Here is a 17734-nt window from a genome sequence, read left to right on the forward strand (position 1 = left end):
GGCGAACCAATGTGTTCGCCCAAAATCAATATAGGATAAATGAAATGCCTTTTTGGTACTCAAATTCAAAACTTGCTTGGTTGTTCCTGCCTTTTTCACTGCTATTTTGGTTGATTAGCCAAATTCGCCGAGCACTATTTTCTCTTAATATCTTATCCTCTTATAAATCCCCGAAACCCGTCATTATTGTCGGTAATCTTTCTGTTGGCGGAAATGGTAAAACGCCTGTCGTTGTCTGGCTAGTGGAAGAGTTACAAAAACAAGGATTGCGTGTAGGCGTGATTTCTCGTGGTTATGGTAGCCAATCTAAAACTTATCCTTTGCTTGTCACGCCTGAAACCGATCCCGTTCAAGGGGGCGATGAACCTGTTTTAATCGCCAAAAGAACAGGTGTGCCTGTGGTGATTTCACCGAATCGTCAGCAAGCTATCGAATTACTTTTGAAAACACAGGATTGCGATCTCATTATTTCGGATGATGGATTACAACATTATAAGTTGCAGCGTGATATTGAAATTGTGGTGATGGACGCAGAACGTGCTTTAGGGAACGGCTTTGTTTTGCCCGCAGGGCCTTTGCGTGAATTACCAAGTCGTTTAAAAAATGTGGACTTTGTGATTACCAATGGTGGAAAAAACGCTTATTCTGATGTCATTATGACGTTAGTTCCTCACTATGCGATTAATTTAGTGACGGCTGAAAAACGCTTGTTAAGTGAATTTACTCAAGGTTCAGCCATCGCGGGAATTGGCAACCCACAACGTTTTTTCACGATGTTGGAAAATTTAAATATTCGTTTAGGAAATACGAAAGCTTTTCAAGATCACCAACATTTTGAACCACAATTGTTAGAAAAACTTGCTGAAAACCAACCGCTCTTTATGACCGAAAAGGATGCCGTAAAATGCCAAGCGTTTGCTAAAGAGAATTGGTGGTATGTTCCAGTTGATGCGGAGATTGTTGAGGCTGAAAACCAAGGCCAAAAACTTCCACAATTGTGGGAAAAAATTCGTCATTTAGTTTAACTCTATTCGAGTGAAATATGCGTGAGAAACTTAATCCTCGATTATTAGACGTGATTGCTTGCCCGCGATGTTTGGCAAGATTGAAATACGATCAAGAAAATCAACGGCTCATTTGCCCTTTTGAGCAAGTGGCGTATCCTATTGAACACGGCGTGCCGGTATTGTTGGCAGAAAAAGCCGAAACATTGAAAGAATAAGGAATACTTATGTCATTTACAGTTATTATCCCTGCTCGTTTTGCATCGAGCCGCTTACCAGGTAAACCTTTAGCAGATATTGCTGGTAAACCAATGATTCAACATGTTTTTGAAAAAGCTCAACAATCAGGGGCAAGCCGAGTGATTATTGCCACAGATAACGAACAAGTTGAAAATGCGGCAAAAGCTTTTGGGGCAGAAGTGTGTATGACATCAGAAGCACATAATTCCGGTACTGAGCGTTTAGCGGAAGTGGTAAGTAAGCTTGGTATTGCTGATGATGAAATTATTGTAAACATCCAAGGGGATGAGCCGTTAATCCCCCCTGTTATTGTGAGTCAAGTGGCAGAGAATTTAGCGAAGTTTAACGTGAATATGGCGACGCTTGCGGTAAAAATTCACGAAGCGGAAGAGTTATTTAACCCAAATGCCGTGAAAGTCGTTACGGATAAAGATGGCTACGTTTTATATTTCTCTCGTTCAGTAATCCCTTACGATCGTGATCAATTTATGCAATTAGCAGATACCGTCAAGGCACAACTGGCTGATGCGTATCTTCGTCATATCGGTATTTATGCTTACCGAGCAGGCTTTATTAAACAATATGTGCAATGGGCACCAACACAATTAGAAAACTTAGAGAAATTAGAGCAACTCCGTGTATTGTGGTACGGTGAGCGTATTCACGTGGAATTGGCGAAAGAAGTCCCGGCTGTTGGTGTGGATACCGCAGAAGATTTAGAAAAAGTGCGGTCAATTTTTGCATAGTTTTTACTGATGTTTGATTCCAAGAAGTTTCTCTCAGATGTTTCTCATGAACCTGGTGTTTATCGTATGTATGACGATAAAGATCAGGTTATTTATGTGGGTAAAGCGAAAGATCTTAAAAAGCGCCTTTCCAGCTATTTTCGAAAAAACTTAAGCAGCAAAAAAACAGAAGCCTTGGTGTCGTCAATTCATCATCTCGACACAACCATTACCTCTTCTGAAACAGAAGCATTATTGCTTGAGCATAACTTTATTAAACTTTATCAACCTCGTTATAACGTATTATTGCGAGATGATAAATCCTATCCTTTTATTTTATTGACGAAAGAACGTCATCCTCGTATTACTTCTTATCGCGGAACGAAAAAAATTGCAGGCGAGTATTTCGGACCTTATCCTCATGCCGGTGCAGTGCGTGAAACCTTGTCGTTAATGCAAAAATTATTCCCTATTCGTCAATGTGAAAATTCGGTTTATAACAATCGTTCCCGTCCTTGTTTGCAATATCAAATCGGGCGTTGCTCAGCACCTTGTGTACCAGGTTATGTGACTGATGAGGAATATAACCAACAAGTTGAATTAGCACGACTATTTTTACAAGGAAAAGATCAGCAAGTATTAGATTATCTCATTAGCAAAATGGAGCAGGCGAGCCGAGACTTAGATTTTGAAGGGGCGGCACGTTATCGTGATCAAATTCAAGCCGTTCGTGCTGTTATCGAAAAACAATTTGTATCTAATAAGCGTTTGGACGACATGGATATTATGTCTATTGCGTATCAACATGGTTTAGCTTGTGTTCAGGTGATGTTTATTCGTCAAGGTAAAGTATTAGGCAATCGCAGTTATTTTCCGAAAGTGCCAGCTAATACAGATTTATCCGAATTAACGGCAACGTTTGTTGGGCAGTTTTATTTGCAAGGCCATCAAGGCAGAAGTATCCCTAATAGTATTATTGTGGATCATAAATTAGATGAAAAAGCGGAGCTTGAAGCCTTATTAACTGAACAAGCTGGCCGAAAAGTGGTGATACAAGAATCCGCTAAAGGCGATAAAGGTAAATATCTACAACTAGCACAAATTAATGCCAAAGTGGCGTTAGCGACTCAACTTAAACAATCTTCCCGAATGCACGAACGTTATCAAGCCCTTTGCGAATTGCTCGATATGCCTGAAATTAAACGTATGGAATGTTTTGATATTAGTCATACGATGGGGAATCAAACTGTGGCATCTTGCGTGGTATTTAATCAAGAAGGACCACTGAAATCTGATTATCGCCGTTTTAATATTGAAGGCATTACTGGCGGCGATGATTATGCAGCGATGGAGCAAGCCTTAAAGAAACGTTACGATCGCGATCTTGATGAAGATAAAATTCCCGATATTATTTTTATTGATGGTGGTAAAGGGCAGCTTAATCGAGCCTTAGAAGTTTTTCATCACCTTAACGTAAAATGGGATAAAAATCGACCACACTTAATTGGTGTCGCAAAAGGTGTGGATCGTCGAGCAGGACAAGAGGTGTTGATTATTAGCAAACAAGATCGTGAAATCCATTTGCCGGATGATAGCCTTGCACTGCATTTAATCCAACATATTCGAGATGAAAGCCATAATCATGCGATTAGCGGTCATCGTCAAAAACGCCAAAAAGCCTTTACCCAAAGTGGATTGGAAACCATTGAAGGTGTAGGCGCCAAACGACGTCAAGCCTTGTTGAAATATTTAGGTGGATTACAAGGTGTCAAAAATGCCACATTGGATGAAATTGCCTCTGTACCCGGTATTTCTAAAGCTTTAGCAGAAAAGATTTTCGAGACCTTAAAAAGTTAGGAAAAATCTTGATTTTCTAGGCAAACTGTCTATTATTTCAACCTTTCGGATTTTAAATAGGAACATATTATGTTTGAATGGCTTGTTGATCCTGAAGCATGGATTTCATTGCTTACTTTGACCGCACTTGAAATCGTCTTGGGTATCGATAACATTATTTTTATTAGTATTTTAGTGGGCCGTTTACCTGCGAATCAACGCCAATCTGGTCGTATTATCGGTCTTGGGTTAGCGATGATTACTCGTATTTTACTTCTTGTTTCCCTTTCTTGGATGATGAAATTAACGGAGCCGCTATTTACTTTAGTCGGTCAGGAAATTTCAGGCCGTGATTTGATTTTATTCCTTGGGGGCTTATTCCTGATTGTAAAAAGTATAGGTGAAATCAAAGAAGCGATGCATCCTGAAGCACATCATGAAGAAGAAACGAACAAGAAGAAAGTCAGTTACTTGGGCGTGTTAATCCAAATTGCAGTTTTAGATATTGTGTTTTCTTTAGACTCTGTGATTACGGCAGTAGGTATGGCAAACCACCTTCCTGTGATGATTTTGGCGATTATGCTTGCAGTGGGTGTCATGATGTTTGCGGCGAAACCAATTGGTGATTTTGTCGATACTCATCCAACATTGAAGATTTTGGCTTTAGCCTTCTTAATTTTAGTGGGAGTAAGTTTAATTGCGGAAAGCTTAGATATTCATATTCCGAAAGGCTACATTTACTTTGCTATGGGCTTCTCTTCGGTGGTAGAAATGCTCAACATCAAGATGCGAAAATCACTTGGACATTAATTATATAAAAAGGGTGGAACAATGTGTTCCGCCTTTTTTAGTGATGATAGAAAACCCCTTTCCCGTATAAATACAGTGTGACGTGTTCTCCAATTTGGTAATTATTAATGAGATCTTCATTAAGATTAAACTCATAACCGCCTACATCAATACACAGATTAATGGCGCGTCCTCTCGATTCAATCCGTTTAATCTCACCTTTAAAAGATGATGTCGGATTTTGGATTTTTTTCGCAAGAGAGAATTGCTCAGGGCGGAATAAAACCTTCCCTTGCATATGACCATTTCCTTTATTTTCGACAGCGACCTCACCTAATTGACAGGTCGCGATGGCATCATTTTTTAACGTTGCAGGGAAAATAATACTTTCTCCGATAAATGTTGCGATAGATAAATGCTGCGGTGACCAATACAGTGTTTTAGGTGTCGCAATTTGGAGGATTCTTCCTTCTTGAATCACCGCAATTTTATCAGCATAACAGAGCGCTTCATCACGATCATGGGTCACAAATATAGCGGATGAGCCACTTTCTCTTAATACTTGTAACATATCGTAACGAATTTGATTTCTTAGATGCTCATCTAATGCACTGAATGGCTCATCGAACAGGATGAGTTCAGGGCTTGGTGCGAGAGCTCGAGCAAGTGCAACACGTTGTTGTTGCCCGCCTGAAAGCTGATGAGGAAAACGATCAGCTAAGCTGCTAATGCCGGTTAGTTTCATTACTTCCAGTATACGTTGTTTTTCTGCCTCTGTTTTTCCTTTGCCATCGCCTAAGCCATAAGCAATGTTGCGGTAAACATTTAAATGGGGGAATAACACACCTTCTTGTACCACATAACCTAATTTACGTTGTTGGGTTGGCACATTGATATTGTCGTTAAAAATAGGTTGATTTTTTAACCAAATCTCACCGCTTGTTGGTTGTTCAAAACCAGCAATGCTACGCAATAAGGTGGTTTTCCCACAACCGGATGCACCGAGAAGAAATAGAATTTCACCTTTCTCTAATTGTAGCGAGATATTGTGTAAAACCTGTAGCCCATTAAAGGATTTATTCAAATTTTTAATATCGAGTAATGTTGTCATTTTTATCTTTTCGTTATTTAAAACCGTATCGTTTCAGTAAAAATACAGGAATCCCAGAAAATAGCACTAACATAATGGCATAAGGCGTTGCTGCCGCATATTGCGCATCGGATGTATATTCCCACACTGCGGTTGAAAGTGTTTTAATGTCATTTGGGGTCAGTAATAGGGTGGCGGTGAGCTCTTTCATTAAGTTTAAAAAAACTAAAGCAAATGCGGCAGCAATTCCAGGTAACATAGCGGGGATGACTAAGGTACGGAAAATATAAAAGTTGCTACGGCCTAAGCTTTTCCCCACCTTTTCGATGTTATCAGACATCTGTTCAAGCGATCCTCGTAAGGTCGTTTGTGCCATTGGAAGATAAAGCATAAAGTAGGCGACCACAACCATCGCAAAGGTTTGATAAAGCGAATACGCATAGTTGATGGTAAAGAAAACCAACGATAATGCGATCACGAGCCCTGGTACTGCATGAAGTAGATAAGGGATGCGATCAAGCCAAATCGTCAATTTACTGCGATAGCGTACTGCCGCCCATACCAATGGTAGTGCACAAATAACGGTAAGTGTTGCCCCCAGTGTTGATATAGTCAGTGAATTTGTGAAGGCGGTAAAAAATTCACCAAAATCGACCGCACTTTCAATGGAATTTCCTACTTTTAGCCAATAAATCAGCATGGTAATCGGCACACCAATACTGAGCACAAAAATGGTTGTGAAAAAGCTTACGACTAAAATTTGTTTTCCAACAGAGAGCGTTTTCAATGGATAAGGGCGTATTACGCCTTTGCCACTTTGATAGAGTGTTTGCGTACCTCTAAAACGAATTTCGCCCATCACAACAAGGATACAAATGACCATTAACACACCAGAAAGTAAAGCGGCAGTGTTGTTATTAAAGGCCATTTCATATTCTTGGAAAATGGCGGTGGTGAAAGTTTGATAATTTAAAATAGAAACCGCACCGAACTCCACTAACATATGAAGCGCAATTAATAATACGCTGCTACCGATGGCAGGTTTGAGTTGCGGAAAAATCGCATGCCAGAATGTATAAGCTTGGCTTTTCGCCAATGAAAGGCTCACTTCTTCTAAAGAGCGGTCGAGTCTTTTTAAGGTTGCAGCGACAGGGAGATAAGCAAGCGGAAAAGAACTCAGCGTCATAATGCCGATAGTTCCCCATAAGCCCTCCACTCTAAAGGTGAGACTGATCCAGGTAAAACAGCTGACAAATGCAGGAATACAAAGCGGAAGCGTCATGGCAACTTGGAAAAAGCCTTTTCCCCAAAAGCGATAACGTTCTAACAAAAATGCGCATAGCGTACCGAGAATAATGGCAAAAAGCGTGACAAATACCATTAAAAGTAGCGTATTACTGAGCAATTCCCACATTCTTGGGCGCCAAAGTAGCTCAATACTACGAGCCAATCCAACATCTGCAGCTCGCTCAATAACATATAAAAAAGGGAGTAATAATGGCAAACTAATCAGCACGATTAAGGCAACAAGCCAGCGAGGTGGGCGATTAGACACAAAAAATCCTTTGAAAATATCAGTGTAGAGTAAGTAGAGTAAACAACAGAAGGGCGTGTATTACACGCCCTATATTGCATAGCATAGCAAATTAAACTTATTTCAAACCAGCTTCTTCAATAAGTTTGTTTGCGTTGTCTTTGTCTTCAGCAGTGGTTGCAGAAACAACAGGTGCTTCTAATTTCGCATAAGGTTCCATGTTAAATGGAGAAACCACATCGGTACGAAGTGGGTATTCTGCACGTACTGAAACAAATGCTTCTTGTCCTTCTTTACTTGCTAAGAAATCAACAAATTTTTTCGCTTCTTCTTTATTTTTAGATCCTTTTAATACAGCCGCACCAGAATAAGTCACTAATGCACCAGGATCTTGATGACGAATAAAGTAAAGACGTGTTTTGAGGTTATCAGCACCTTTTTCTTTTGCGAGTGCATACCAGTAATAGTTGTTGATTAACGCTGCAGGAACTTCACCATTTTCAACCGCTTGAAGTGCAACCGTATTCTTCGCATAAAGTTTACCGTTTTCTTTCAAGCCTTTTAACCATTTAAGTGCCGCATCTTTACCTTTTAATTTAGTAATCGCCACAACTTGCTCTAAGAATGCACCTGAAGTTGGAACATAACCAATTTTGTCTTTCCATTTTGGTGTTGCATAATCTAACACGGATTTTTCCATGTCTTTTTCAGATAGTTTGGTGTGATCATAAACCACAACACGAGAACGACCACTTAGCGCGATCCAGTCTTTTTTCGGTGCAACAGGTACACCTTTGTGTGCAGTTTGTTTAATGGTGTCTGCAGAAAGAGGTTCTAATAAACCCGCATCAGAGAGTGCAGCGAAAGGTGCAGTTTGTTCAGAATAGAATACATCTGCAGGGGTTTTATCTCCCTCTTCTTTCAATTGGCCCGCAAGTTGATCGCTTTTCGCGCTGTTTAAGGTCACTTTAATGCCCGTTGCTTTGGTAAACGCATCGGCAACGGCTTTTGCACCTTCTTTATGTTGTCCGTTGTAAACGGTAATATCTGCAGAAGCGAATCCTGCAAATGCCATTAAGCCGGTAAGGGCTGCAATTTGGAAATGCTTAATTTTCATGAAAACTCCTTTATGTTATCGGGTAAATCACCCATTTTCTGAAAATAAAAATTGTCCCATTCTAATAACTCAGAATAGATAATGCAAATAATTCTCAGATATTTTTCTCTTATATCAAAATTTCATATTCCATTCTATTTTCTTACTTCGCCCCACGTTGTTTTTTCTCCATAATGTCAGGTGGAAATTTCTAATAAGGACGGATATGAATATTCAGCAAATCATTAAACAACATCACCTCGAGCTCTTATTTCAGCAAGGGTCATTTGGGATTGAAAAGGAAAGTCAACGGGTGCATGCGGATGGTTCAATAGTGACATCATTGCACCCTAAAGCCTTTGGTAATCGTCGTTTCCACCCTTACATTCAAACAGATTTTGCAGAAAGTCAGTTGGAATTGGTGACTCCCCCGATGAAAAAATTAGAGGATACATTACGGTGGCTTTCAGCTATTCATGAAGTGACTTTACGAACTTTACCGGAGGATGAATTTATTTTTCCTTTCAGTATGCCTGCAGGGTTACCGCCAGAAGAGCAAATTAAGGTTGCACAATTAGATAATCAGGAAGATGTGGCTTATCGTGAGCATTTAGTCCAGTCTTACGGTAAATATAAGCAAATGGTCAGTGGTATTCATTACAATTTTCAAATTGACCCTAAGTTTATTGATGCCTTATTTCATGCGCAAAATGAAACACAAAGTGCGGTTGATTTTCAAAATGATTTTTACCTAAAAATAGCGAAGAACTTCTTACGCTATCAATGGATTTTACTTTACTTGTTTTCTGCAACACCGACGGTAGAGGATAAATATTTCAGAGGCAATTCACCCCTTAAACCGCATCAATATGTGCGGAGTTTACGTTCAGGGAAATATGGTTATGTGAATGCTCCGAAGATCTACGTCTCTTATGACAGTTTGCAAGAGTATGTTGAGACGTTAGAACACTGGGTGAAATCGGGCGATTTGATTGCAGAAAAAGAATTTTATTCAAGTGTACGTTTGCGTGGTGCTAAAAAAGCGCGAGATTTACTTGAAAAAGGAATTCAATATTTAGAATTTCGTTTGTTTGATCTCAATCCGTTTGCACCTTATGGAATGGAACTTGCTGATGCGAAATTCATTCATTATTTTATTTTGTTAATGGCATGGCTTGATGATACCTCTGATCAAGAAGGCATAAAATTAGGCAAAGCACGTCTTGCTGAAGTGGCATGGGAAGATCCAAGAGAGCAAAGTGTTTATGCGGTAGAAGGCGAATTAGTCCTCCTTGAAATGCTCAAAATGCTTGAGCAACTCAATGTGAGTGATGAGATTAAAACGATTGTTAAAGATAAATTAGGACAATTTGCGGATCCAAGCCAAACGCTTTGTGCAAAAGTCGTCTCGGCAATTGAACAGGTCGGCAGTTACCAACAATTAGGGGCAGATATTGCGCAATCCAATAAAGCAAAAGCCTTTGAACGTTTTTATGCCTTAAGTGCGTTTGATAATATGGAGCTGTCCACACAGGCATTATTATTTGATGCAATCCAAAAAGGGCTAAAGATTGAGATTTTAGATGAACGCGATCAATTTATCAGTCTTCAATTTGGCGACCATTTGGAATATGTGAAAAACGGTAATATGACTTCTCACGATAGCTATATTTCCCCACTCATCATGGAAAATAAAGTGGTGACGAAGAAAGTGTTAGCGAAAGCTGGATTTAATGTACCGCAAAGCATCGAGTTTACCGATGTGAAAAGTGCGGTCGAAAATTTCCCACTTTTTGAAAATCGAGCCGTCGTGATTAAGCCAAAATCAACGAATTTTGGTTTGGGGATCAGTATTTTCCAACAAGGTGTAACGGATCGAGATGATTTTGCAAAAGCTGTAGAGATTGCTTTCCGTGAAGATAAAGAGATCATGGTTGAAGATTATCTACTTGGCACTGAATATCGCTTCTTTGTGCTGGGGGATCAAACGTTAGCCGTCTTATTACGTGTTCCAGCAAATGTGATTGGAGATGGTGTACATACCGTTGCAGAATTAGTTGCGGCTAAAAATGATCATCCTTTACGGGGCGATGGCAGTCGTACACCATTGAAAAAAATAGCATTGGGGGATATTGAGCAGTTGCAGCTTAAGGAGCAAGGATTAACCGTGAATTCTATTCCTGCAAAAGATCAACTTGTTCAATTACGTGCGAATTCTAATATTAGTACCGGCGGTGATTCTATTGATATGACGGATGAAATGCATGCCAGTTACAAAGAAATTGCGGTAGGGATTAGCAAGGCAATGGGGGCGGCAGTTTGTGGTGTAGATTTAATTATTCCTGATTTGAAACAGCCGGCAGAACCGAGTTTACGTTCGTGGGGTGTGATTGAGGCAAACTTTAATCCTATGATGATGATGCATATTTTCCCATTTAGTGGACAATCTCGACGATTGACAATGAATGTGATTAAGATGCTTTTCCCTGAATTGCCTTAATTTAGTTATCGGGCTTCATCAGTTGGTGAAGCCCGTTTTACATTCATCGTAATTAGGCTAAAATGGAAACAGTATTCACAATTCTAAAATGAAATTTAATGACAACTTTTACCTTAGAACCTCAAGAAAATGATCGTCTGCAATCCCTTTGCGGTGCATTCGATGAAAATATCAAACTGATTGAAAAAGAATTTAATCTCAATATTTCCCGCAATAATTTCACTTTCACGGTGAAATCTAACGATGAAAGTCCGAAACCACATCATGAGCAATTAGTTGAGCGTGCAGCTAGATTAATCCAAGCATTATATGTGGAGACAGCGCCAATTAAGGGGAAAGTGAAAGAACTTGATTTGGAAGATGTGCATATTGCCTTGCAAGAGAGCAGAATGTTATCGCAAGAGGGCAGTGAGTCACGCAGTGAAAATCACGTCTATAGCACCACAATTAAAACCAAGCGAGGTTTGATTAAACCGCGTGGTGAAAATCAAATTCAGTATTTACATAATATTCTTACGCACGATATTAGTTTTGGAATTGGACCTGCTGGAACGGGAAAAACCTTTTTAGCCGTAGCAGCGGCCGTGGAGGCATTAGAGCGCCAAGAAATTCGTCGCATTTTGCTGACTCGTCCTGCGGTGGAAGCGGGCGAAAAATTAGGTTTCCTGCCCGGTGATTTAGGTCAGAAAATTGAGCCTTATTTACGACCACTTTATGATGCGTTATTTGAAATGCTTGGCTTTGAACGTGTACAAAAATTAATGGAGCGTAATGTGATTGAAATCGCACCATTGGCTTATATGCGTGGTCGCACACTTAATGATAGCTTTATCATTCTAGATGAAAGCCAAAATACGACGGTCGAACAAATGAAAATGTTTTTGACTCGTATTGGTTTTAATTCCAAAGCCGTGATTACAGGGGATGTGACCCAAATCGATTTACCGCGCAGCACAAAATCGGGTTTACGCCACGCAATGGAAGTGTTAAGTAAAGTGTCAGAGCTAAGCTTTAACTATTTTGAGAGTAAAGATATTGTACGACATCCTGTGGTGGCAAAAGTGGTGCAAGCTTACGAAGAATGGGAAGCTCAAGATGAAATTCGTCGCCAAGAAATCGCAGCGCAGCGTCGAGCTGAACGTGAGCAAAAAGTGCGGTCAGAAAATGAAACGAATTTAGGAGAATAACATGGGCAATATGATTATCGATTTGCAACTGGCCTGTGAAAATACAGAAGGCTTGCCATCAGAAGCGCAAATTCTGCAATGGGCAACTGCTGCAGTTCAACCAGAAAGTGATAATGTTGAAATGACAGTACGTATTGTGGATGAAGCGGAAAGTCATGACTTGAATTTGACTTATCGTGGTAAAGATCGTCCAACCAATGTATTGTCTTTCCCTTTTGAATGTCCTGATGAAGTGGAATTACCGCTGTTGGGCGATTTAGTGATTTGTCGTCAGGTGGTGGAGCGCGAAGCTATCGAGCAAGAAAAGCCTTTAATAGCACATTGGGCGCATATGATTGTGCATGGTAGCTTACATTTGCTTGGTTACGATCATATTGAAGATGATGAAGCCGAAGAAATGGAAAGTTTAGAAACTGAAATTATGCAGGGTTTGGGCTTTGCTGACCCTTACCTTTCCGAAAAATAATGACGATTTGGAGCTATTATGTATAAAGCCGTATTCAGTGATTTTGATGGTACCTTATTAACTTCCGATCATCGAATTTCCCCTAAAACCTTAGATGCAATTCAACGCATTACCAAACAAGGTATTCCATTTACACCAATCTCTGCGCGTTCACCGCTGGGTATTTGGCCTTATGCGAAACTCATTGAAAACTACAATATTATTGTGGCATTTAGTGGAGCCTTGATTTTAGATAAAAACGCTACGCCTATTTATTCAGTACAAATTGATCCCGCTGATATTCAAGTCATTAACCAAGTATTAGCAGACCATCCTGCGTTGGGTGTGAATTATTATACTTATGATGATTGCGTTGCTCGAGATTTAGATAATAAATGGGTGATTTATGAACGTAGCGTAACTGGTATTCAGATTGATCCTTATAATGAAAGTGCGGTCTATTCTCCGCATAAAATTCAAATTATTGGTGAAACGGATGAAGTGATTGGTATCGAGCAAATTTTGAAAGAGAAATTCCCGCATTTAAGCATTTGCCGTTCTCATGCGAATTTCCTTGAAGTGATGCATAAGTCAGCGACAAAAGGTAATGCAGTACGTTTTCTCGAAGATTACTTTCATGTGAAGATGGAAGAATGTGTTGCTTTCGGCGATAACTTTAATGATTTAGATATGTTAGAAAGCGTGGGATTAGGCGTGGCAATGGGCAATGCACCGGATGAGATTAAACAGGCCGCTAATCGAGTCACCGCTTCGCATAATGATGATGGAATAGCATTGATATTGAACGAAATCTTTCCTGGATAAATAAAAAGGCGCTTTCTCGTTAAAAGAAAGCGCCTTATTTTTATTTTTCTAACTTCAGCACTTTTTTAAGTGCAGTAAAAAATTTGTCATTTTCTTGCGGTAAGCCAATACTGATACGTAAGTGATTTGGCATGCCATAACCTGCAATTGGACGAACAATGACGCCTTCACGTAATAATGCATCATAAATTGGTGCGGCAGGTTGTTTAAAATCAATGGTAATAAAGTTACCTTTAGACGGAATAAAGTCTAAGCCATATTGTTGACAGAAGGTCTCATAACGTTTCATTTCTTGGCGATTGTTCTCAGCCACTTTTTCGACAAAGGCATCATCGTTCATCACCGCAATCGCACTGGTCAAAGCAAGACTATTACAGTTAAATGGCTGACGAACACGGTTTAATAAATCTGCAATTTCAGGATTAGAGACTGCGTAACCAATACGTAACCCCGCCAAACCATAAGCTTTTGATAGGGAGCGAGAAACGATAAGGTTAGGGTATTTATCTAGTAACGCAAAAGAATTAACCCGTTCGTTTGGATGGGTAAATTCGGTATAAGCTTCATCTAATACCACAATTACGTTTTCAGGTACTTTGGCCAAGAAAGCATCCAATTCTGCTTCCGTTAAGAAATTCCCCGTTGGGTTGTTTGGATTGGCAATAAAAATCAGTTTGGTTTTATCTGAAAGTGCGGTCAAAAATCCGTTTAAATTATGTCCCCAATCTTTAGCAGGAATTTCTTTTGAGACAGCGTTAATGGCTTTTGTCACTAAAGGGTAAACAATAAAAGCATATTGTGAATAAATCACTTCATCATGCTCAGCCGCAAAGGTGTGGGCAAAGAGTTCTAATAAATCGTTAGAACCATTGCCAAGGGTGATTTGGTTTGGTTGCACACCAAATTTTTTCGCAATAGCCGCTTTAAGTTCAAAACCATTCGCATCAGGGTAGCGAGTTAGATGATCAAGTTGGGCTTGAATGGCTTTTTTCGCACTTTCAGGAAAGCCGAAAGGGTTTTCATTTGAGGCAAGTTTAACGATATCGGTAATGCCTAATTCTCGTTCAAGTTCTTCGATTGGCTTTCCAGCTTGGTAAGGTGAAAGAGATTTTACGCCTTGATTGGCAACGTTGATGTATTGCATATGCTTTCCTTATAAAAACGAGCGGGCCTTTAGCCCGCACGTTGAGTTTAGTTAATCAGATAATTAGCTATTTTCAGTTTCAAATTTTTTCATGAATTCAATAAGCGCTTGTACACCTTCTAATGGCATTGCATTGTAGATAGAGGCACGCATACCACCTAATACTTTGTGACCTTTTAAAGCTTGAAGACCGGCAGCTGTAGATTCTGCAACAAATTTAGCATCAAGCTCTGGATTACCTGTCACAAATGTGACATTCATGGTTGAACGGTTTTCTTTAGCCACTACGTTACGATAGAGTTTGCTGCTATCAATGTAGTCATAAAGGGTTTGTGCTTTCACTGCGTTACGTTTTGCAATTTCTTTTAAGCCACCGATTGCTTGAATGTGTTTGAAGACCAATGAACAGAGATACCAAGCAAATGTTGGTGGCGTATTGATCATGGAGTCTGCATCACGCTGTGTGGCATAATTCCAAATTGATGGGGTTGCTTGGCGAGCATGACCAATTAAATCATCACGAATAATCACAAGCGTAATCCCTGCTGGACCAAGATTTTTTTGTGCACCGGCGTAAATAACACCGAATTTACTAATATCAATTTCGCGAGAGAGAACGTTAGATGACATATCTGCTACAAGTACCGCATTGCCCACATTCGGTACATCAAAAATTTCAACACCGCTAATCGTTTCATTTGGACAATAGTGAACATAATCGTATTGTTCCGCAATGTCACTGAAATCAAGGTTGGTAATGCGTGTGTGATCACCATTTTCTACAATGGTAATTTCATCAATTTCAGCAAAGTTACGCGCTTCTTTCGCTGCAGTAGCAGACCAGTGACCGCTATTTAAGTAAAGTGCTTTGCCTTTCTCACCGATTAAGTTCATTGGCAAGGCTGCAAATTGACCACGAGCGCCACCTTGTAGGAATAACACACGATAGTTATCTGGAATGTGATATACCTCGCGCAGATCTTTTTCTGCTTGAGTAATCAATTCCATAAAATATTTGCCACGGTGGCTGACTTCCATCACAGACACACCTTGACCAAGCCAGTTAGTTAGCTCAGATTGTGCTTTGTGTAGTACCTCAGGGAAAATCATGGCTGGACCAGCACTAAAATTAAAGACTTTTGACATTGTGTTTCCTTATTTTATTTTGAATAGATTCTTCATTTTTACCACTACCGAATAGGATAATCAACTAAATCAAACAGTTTTTTGATCTAATCCATCAATTTAAATTTAAGCTTTTGACGGGGACGAAAAAAAAGGCTACATTACCCGAAGTTTATTTTTAACTTTGAGAGAGTCGATCATGGGAAATGTGAATAAATCCTTCCAAGAAGTATTAGAGTATGTACGTTTATATCGTTTAAAAAATAAACTTAAGCGCGACATTGAAGACAACAACCGCAAAATTCGTGATAACCAAAAACGTGTCTTATTATTAGATAACTTAAATCAATATATTCGTGATGATATGAGCATTGAAGATGTTCGTGCGATTATCGAAAATATGCGTGACGACTATGAAGGTCGTGTGGATGATTATAACATTCGCAATGCGGAACTTTCTACTCAACGCCGTGAAACGAGCAATAAGATGAAAGAACAGAAAAAAGCACACGCGAAATTAGTGCAAGACGCGAATAAAATCACGTTATAAAATCTTAAAAGAAATGACCGCACTTTGTTGAAGTGCGGTCATTTTTTATGGTGTTTTTAGGATGAACTATAAATGATTAAACATCATAAGTGCCCATCACCACAGCTTGATCTAGAATATGCCCTTGCATCGCAAAATGTAGATCATTAAAACGGAATCCCGGTTTGAGGTTTAGTTTGGTATCAAGTGCATACACAATAAGCTCGTAACGATGTAAGCAGTTTGGTGGTGCCATACCGCCATAGAATGAGGCTTCTTCAATATCAAATTGACCTAATTTACTCGCCCAAGTGTTTGCACCCTGCACATAATCTGTTGCGGTTTGGCTTTCATTTTCTTGAATAACTGTACGTTCAAGATCTGCAATGAGCCAATGAATCCAAACAAAACCGCTAGCAGTAATGGCATCTTTATCTTCTAAAACAATCGCAAAAGATTTGGTACCTTGAGGGGCATCGTGAATTTCAAACGGAATCGAGTAGGTTGGCATACCATTTGGGCTAAATTGTGTGCCGCGTTTACCATATTTGTCTTCAAAAGCACCATTTTGAATGGCTGAACTGGTTACAAACATTGTTTTCTCCTTAATTTCTCACAGAATACACTTTAAATTTGGTGGTTTGAGCAAGGACTTCGAATTTCCCGAAATGTTGCGCTAATAAATCGGGATAGGGGAGAAATGCATTAGCAACGATACGCAGTTCTCCGCCTGCCGTTAAATGCCATTTTGCTTGTTGAATAAGTTCTTTCACCGCACGATAAGCAGTGTCGATTCCATCGTGGAAAGGCGGGTTTGAAATAATCAGATCAAATTTCCCTTCAATATGGGAAAACACATCGCTTGCGATAACCTGACCTTCAAGCTGATTTTCAGCAAGCGTTTGACGAGCAGATTGAATTGCCATTGCATGAATATCAGTCATTGTGACATCCGCTTTAGGGTGATGTTTTTTGATCATTGAACCAATGACACCCGCACCACAACCAACATCTAATACTTTGCCTTGAATTGGCGATGTTAAGGTCGAAAGTAGAAGTGATGTTCCGCTATCAAGTTCATTGGCACTGAATACACCCGGCAAGCTGAAAATACGGAGATCGCCTAATGCATCATTTTGGTAGCATTTCCAATAAGATTGAAGATCAAAGTGCGGTTGTTTGTGTAAGGAAAAATGGTATAAACCGCAACGACGCGCTGAGTCGATTTTGCCAATTTCACCATAAGGTTCAAGCAGTTTTTCAGCAGAGCGGACACCACAACGATTTTCACCGATAATTAACACTTCTTGGCCAATTTTACTTTTGGCGAGTAGTTGCATCAGCTGAAAATTCACTTCTTGTTTATTCTTCGTCCAATAATAAATGATCAGATCGGTTTGCGGTTGAAATTCAACCTCAAAATTGACCGCACTTTGGGTTTTAGCATAATCAAAATACCAGCTCCAAATTTGTACGGATTGACAATGTTTTTTTAATATTTGAGGAAAATCATCATTAATGCCGCCGGCAAGAAGAATTGATTTACCGTTAAAAAGGGGAAGATGGCGTTGTAAAACTTCGCTTTCGAGAGAAATCACGCTTTAAATCCTGTGGGTTATTGGTTAAAATTACGTGTTATTCTAACAAAAGATAACGATTTAAACG

The 17734-nt window shown here is 39.6% G+C and carries 17 protein-coding genes; 10 read left to right on the forward strand and 7 right to left on the reverse strand.

All coding sequences use genetic code 11. From position 1 onward, the window contains the following. The first annotated feature begins 44 nt into the window (after positions 1–44). The 5 genes from lpxK to HMPREF3279_RS08610 all read left to right on the forward strand — a co-directional run bounded on the left by lpxK (position 45) and on the right by HMPREF3279_RS08610 (position 4615). Positions 45–1025 (forward strand): tetraacyldisaccharide 4'-kinase, encoded by a 981-nt coding sequence (gene lpxK, locus HMPREF3279_RS08590; protein WP_070868881.1) that lies wholly within the window; start codon positions 45–47, stop codon positions 1023–1025. Positions 1026–1042: 17 nt separating this feature from the next. Continuing rightward, entirely contained in the window at positions 1043–1222 is a 180-nt protein-coding gene (locus HMPREF3279_RS08595) for a Trm112 family protein (protein ID WP_070583226.1), read from the forward strand. A 9-nt stretch (positions 1223–1231) separates the two neighbouring features. Beyond that, positions 1232–1990, forward strand: coding sequence for a 3-deoxy-manno-octulosonate cytidylyltransferase (kdsB, locus tag HMPREF3279_RS08600; protein WP_070868882.1), 759 nt, complete (start codon positions 1232–1234; stop codon positions 1988–1990). Positions 1991–1999: 9 nt separating this feature from the next. Further along, positions 2000–3826: an excinuclease ABC subunit UvrC gene (gene uvrC, locus HMPREF3279_RS08605; protein ID WP_070868883.1), complete on the forward strand. Its 1827-nt coding sequence runs from the start codon at positions 2000–2002 to the stop codon at positions 3824–3826. Positions 3827–3895: 69 nt separating this feature from the next. Beyond that, positions 3896–4615: a TerC family protein gene (locus HMPREF3279_RS08610; RefSeq protein ID WP_070868884.1), complete on the forward strand. Its 720-nt coding sequence runs from the start codon at positions 3896–3898 to the stop codon at positions 4613–4615. Positions 4616–4652: 37 nt separating this feature from the next. On the opposite strand, the gene HMPREF3279_RS08615 is transcribed toward HMPREF3279_RS08610, so the two are convergent. From HMPREF3279_RS08615 to HMPREF3279_RS08625, 3 genes are all read right to left on the reverse strand, one after another. After that, a complete protein-coding gene (locus tag HMPREF3279_RS08615; RefSeq protein WP_070868885.1) occupies positions 4653–5705 on the reverse strand; it encodes an ABC transporter ATP-binding protein in 1053 nt (350 codons plus the stop codon). A gap of 13 nt (positions 5706–5718) precedes the next feature. Beyond that, positions 5719–7239 (reverse strand): ABC transporter permease, encoded by a 1521-nt coding sequence (locus HMPREF3279_RS08620; protein ID WP_070868886.1) that lies wholly within the window; start codon positions 7237–7239, stop codon positions 5719–5721. 97 nt (positions 7240–7336) lie between these two features. Further along, a complete protein-coding gene (locus HMPREF3279_RS08625; RefSeq protein ID WP_070868887.1) occupies positions 7337–8335 on the reverse strand; it encodes an iron ABC transporter substrate-binding protein in 999 nt (332 codons plus the stop codon). Between the two features lie 205 nt (positions 8336–8540). Here HMPREF3279_RS08625 and gshAB point away from each other — a divergent pair, with 205 nt between their 5' ends. From gshAB to HMPREF3279_RS08645, 4 genes are all read left to right on the forward strand, one after another. After that, a complete protein-coding gene (gene gshAB, locus HMPREF3279_RS08630; protein ID WP_070868888.1) occupies positions 8541–10814 on the forward strand; it encodes a bifunctional glutamate--cysteine ligase GshA/glutathione synthetase GshB in 2274 nt (757 codons plus the stop codon). Positions 10815–10912: 98 nt separating this feature from the next. Further along, complete coding sequence (locus HMPREF3279_RS08635; protein WP_065244359.1) at positions 10913–12001, forward strand: PhoH family protein; 1089 nt, start codon at positions 10913–10915, stop codon at positions 11999–12001. A 1-nt stretch (position 12002) separates the two neighbouring features. After that, positions 12003–12467 carry an rRNA maturation RNase YbeY gene (gene ybeY / locus HMPREF3279_RS08640; RefSeq protein WP_070868889.1) on the forward strand — a complete coding sequence of 155 codons (465 nt, stop codon included), beginning with the start codon at positions 12003–12005 and terminating at the stop codon, positions 12465–12467. 18 nt (positions 12468–12485) lie between these two features. Continuing rightward, positions 12486–13271: a Cof-type HAD-IIB family hydrolase gene (locus tag HMPREF3279_RS08645; protein WP_070868890.1), complete on the forward strand. Its 786-nt coding sequence runs from the start codon at positions 12486–12488 to the stop codon at positions 13269–13271. Positions 13272–13311: 40 nt separating this feature from the next. Here the strand turns inward: HMPREF3279_RS08645 and hisC are convergent, their stop codons facing one another. After that, positions 13312–14415: a histidinol-phosphate transaminase gene (gene hisC / locus HMPREF3279_RS08650; protein WP_070868891.1), complete on the reverse strand. Its 1104-nt coding sequence runs from the start codon at positions 14413–14415 to the stop codon at positions 13312–13314. Positions 14416–14478: 63 nt separating this feature from the next. Further along, positions 14479–15561: a 3-phosphoserine/phosphohydroxythreonine transaminase gene (gene serC, locus HMPREF3279_RS08655; RefSeq protein WP_070868892.1), complete on the reverse strand. Its 1083-nt coding sequence runs from the start codon at positions 15559–15561 to the stop codon at positions 14479–14481. A 178-nt stretch (positions 15562–15739) separates the two neighbouring features. On the opposite strand from serC, the gene HMPREF3279_RS08660 reads away from it, so the two are divergent. Next, positions 15740–16090, forward strand: a complete 351-nt coding sequence (locus tag HMPREF3279_RS08660) for a DUF496 family protein (protein ID WP_049362174.1) — start codon at positions 15740–15742, stop codon at positions 16088–16090. Positions 16091–16166: 76 nt separating this feature from the next. On the opposite strand, the gene HMPREF3279_RS08665 is transcribed toward HMPREF3279_RS08660, so the two are convergent. Together HMPREF3279_RS08665 and rsmC are read right to left on the reverse strand one after the other, a co-directional pair. Beyond that, positions 16167–16664 (reverse strand): YbhB/YbcL family Raf kinase inhibitor-like protein, encoded by a 498-nt coding sequence (locus tag HMPREF3279_RS08665; protein ID WP_070868893.1) that lies wholly within the window; start codon positions 16662–16664, stop codon positions 16167–16169. 10 nt (positions 16665–16674) lie between these two features. After that, positions 16675–17667 (reverse strand): 16S rRNA (guanine(1207)-N(2))-methyltransferase RsmC, encoded by a 993-nt coding sequence (rsmC, locus tag HMPREF3279_RS08670; protein WP_070868894.1) that lies wholly within the window; start codon positions 17665–17667, stop codon positions 16675–16677. Positions 17668–17734: the final 67 nt, after the last annotated feature.

This window comes from Haemophilus sp. HMSC71H05 (assembly GCF_001838635.1).
Lineage (GTDB): Bacteria > Pseudomonadota > Gammaproteobacteria > Enterobacterales > Pasteurellaceae > Haemophilus_D > Haemophilus_D parainfluenzae_R.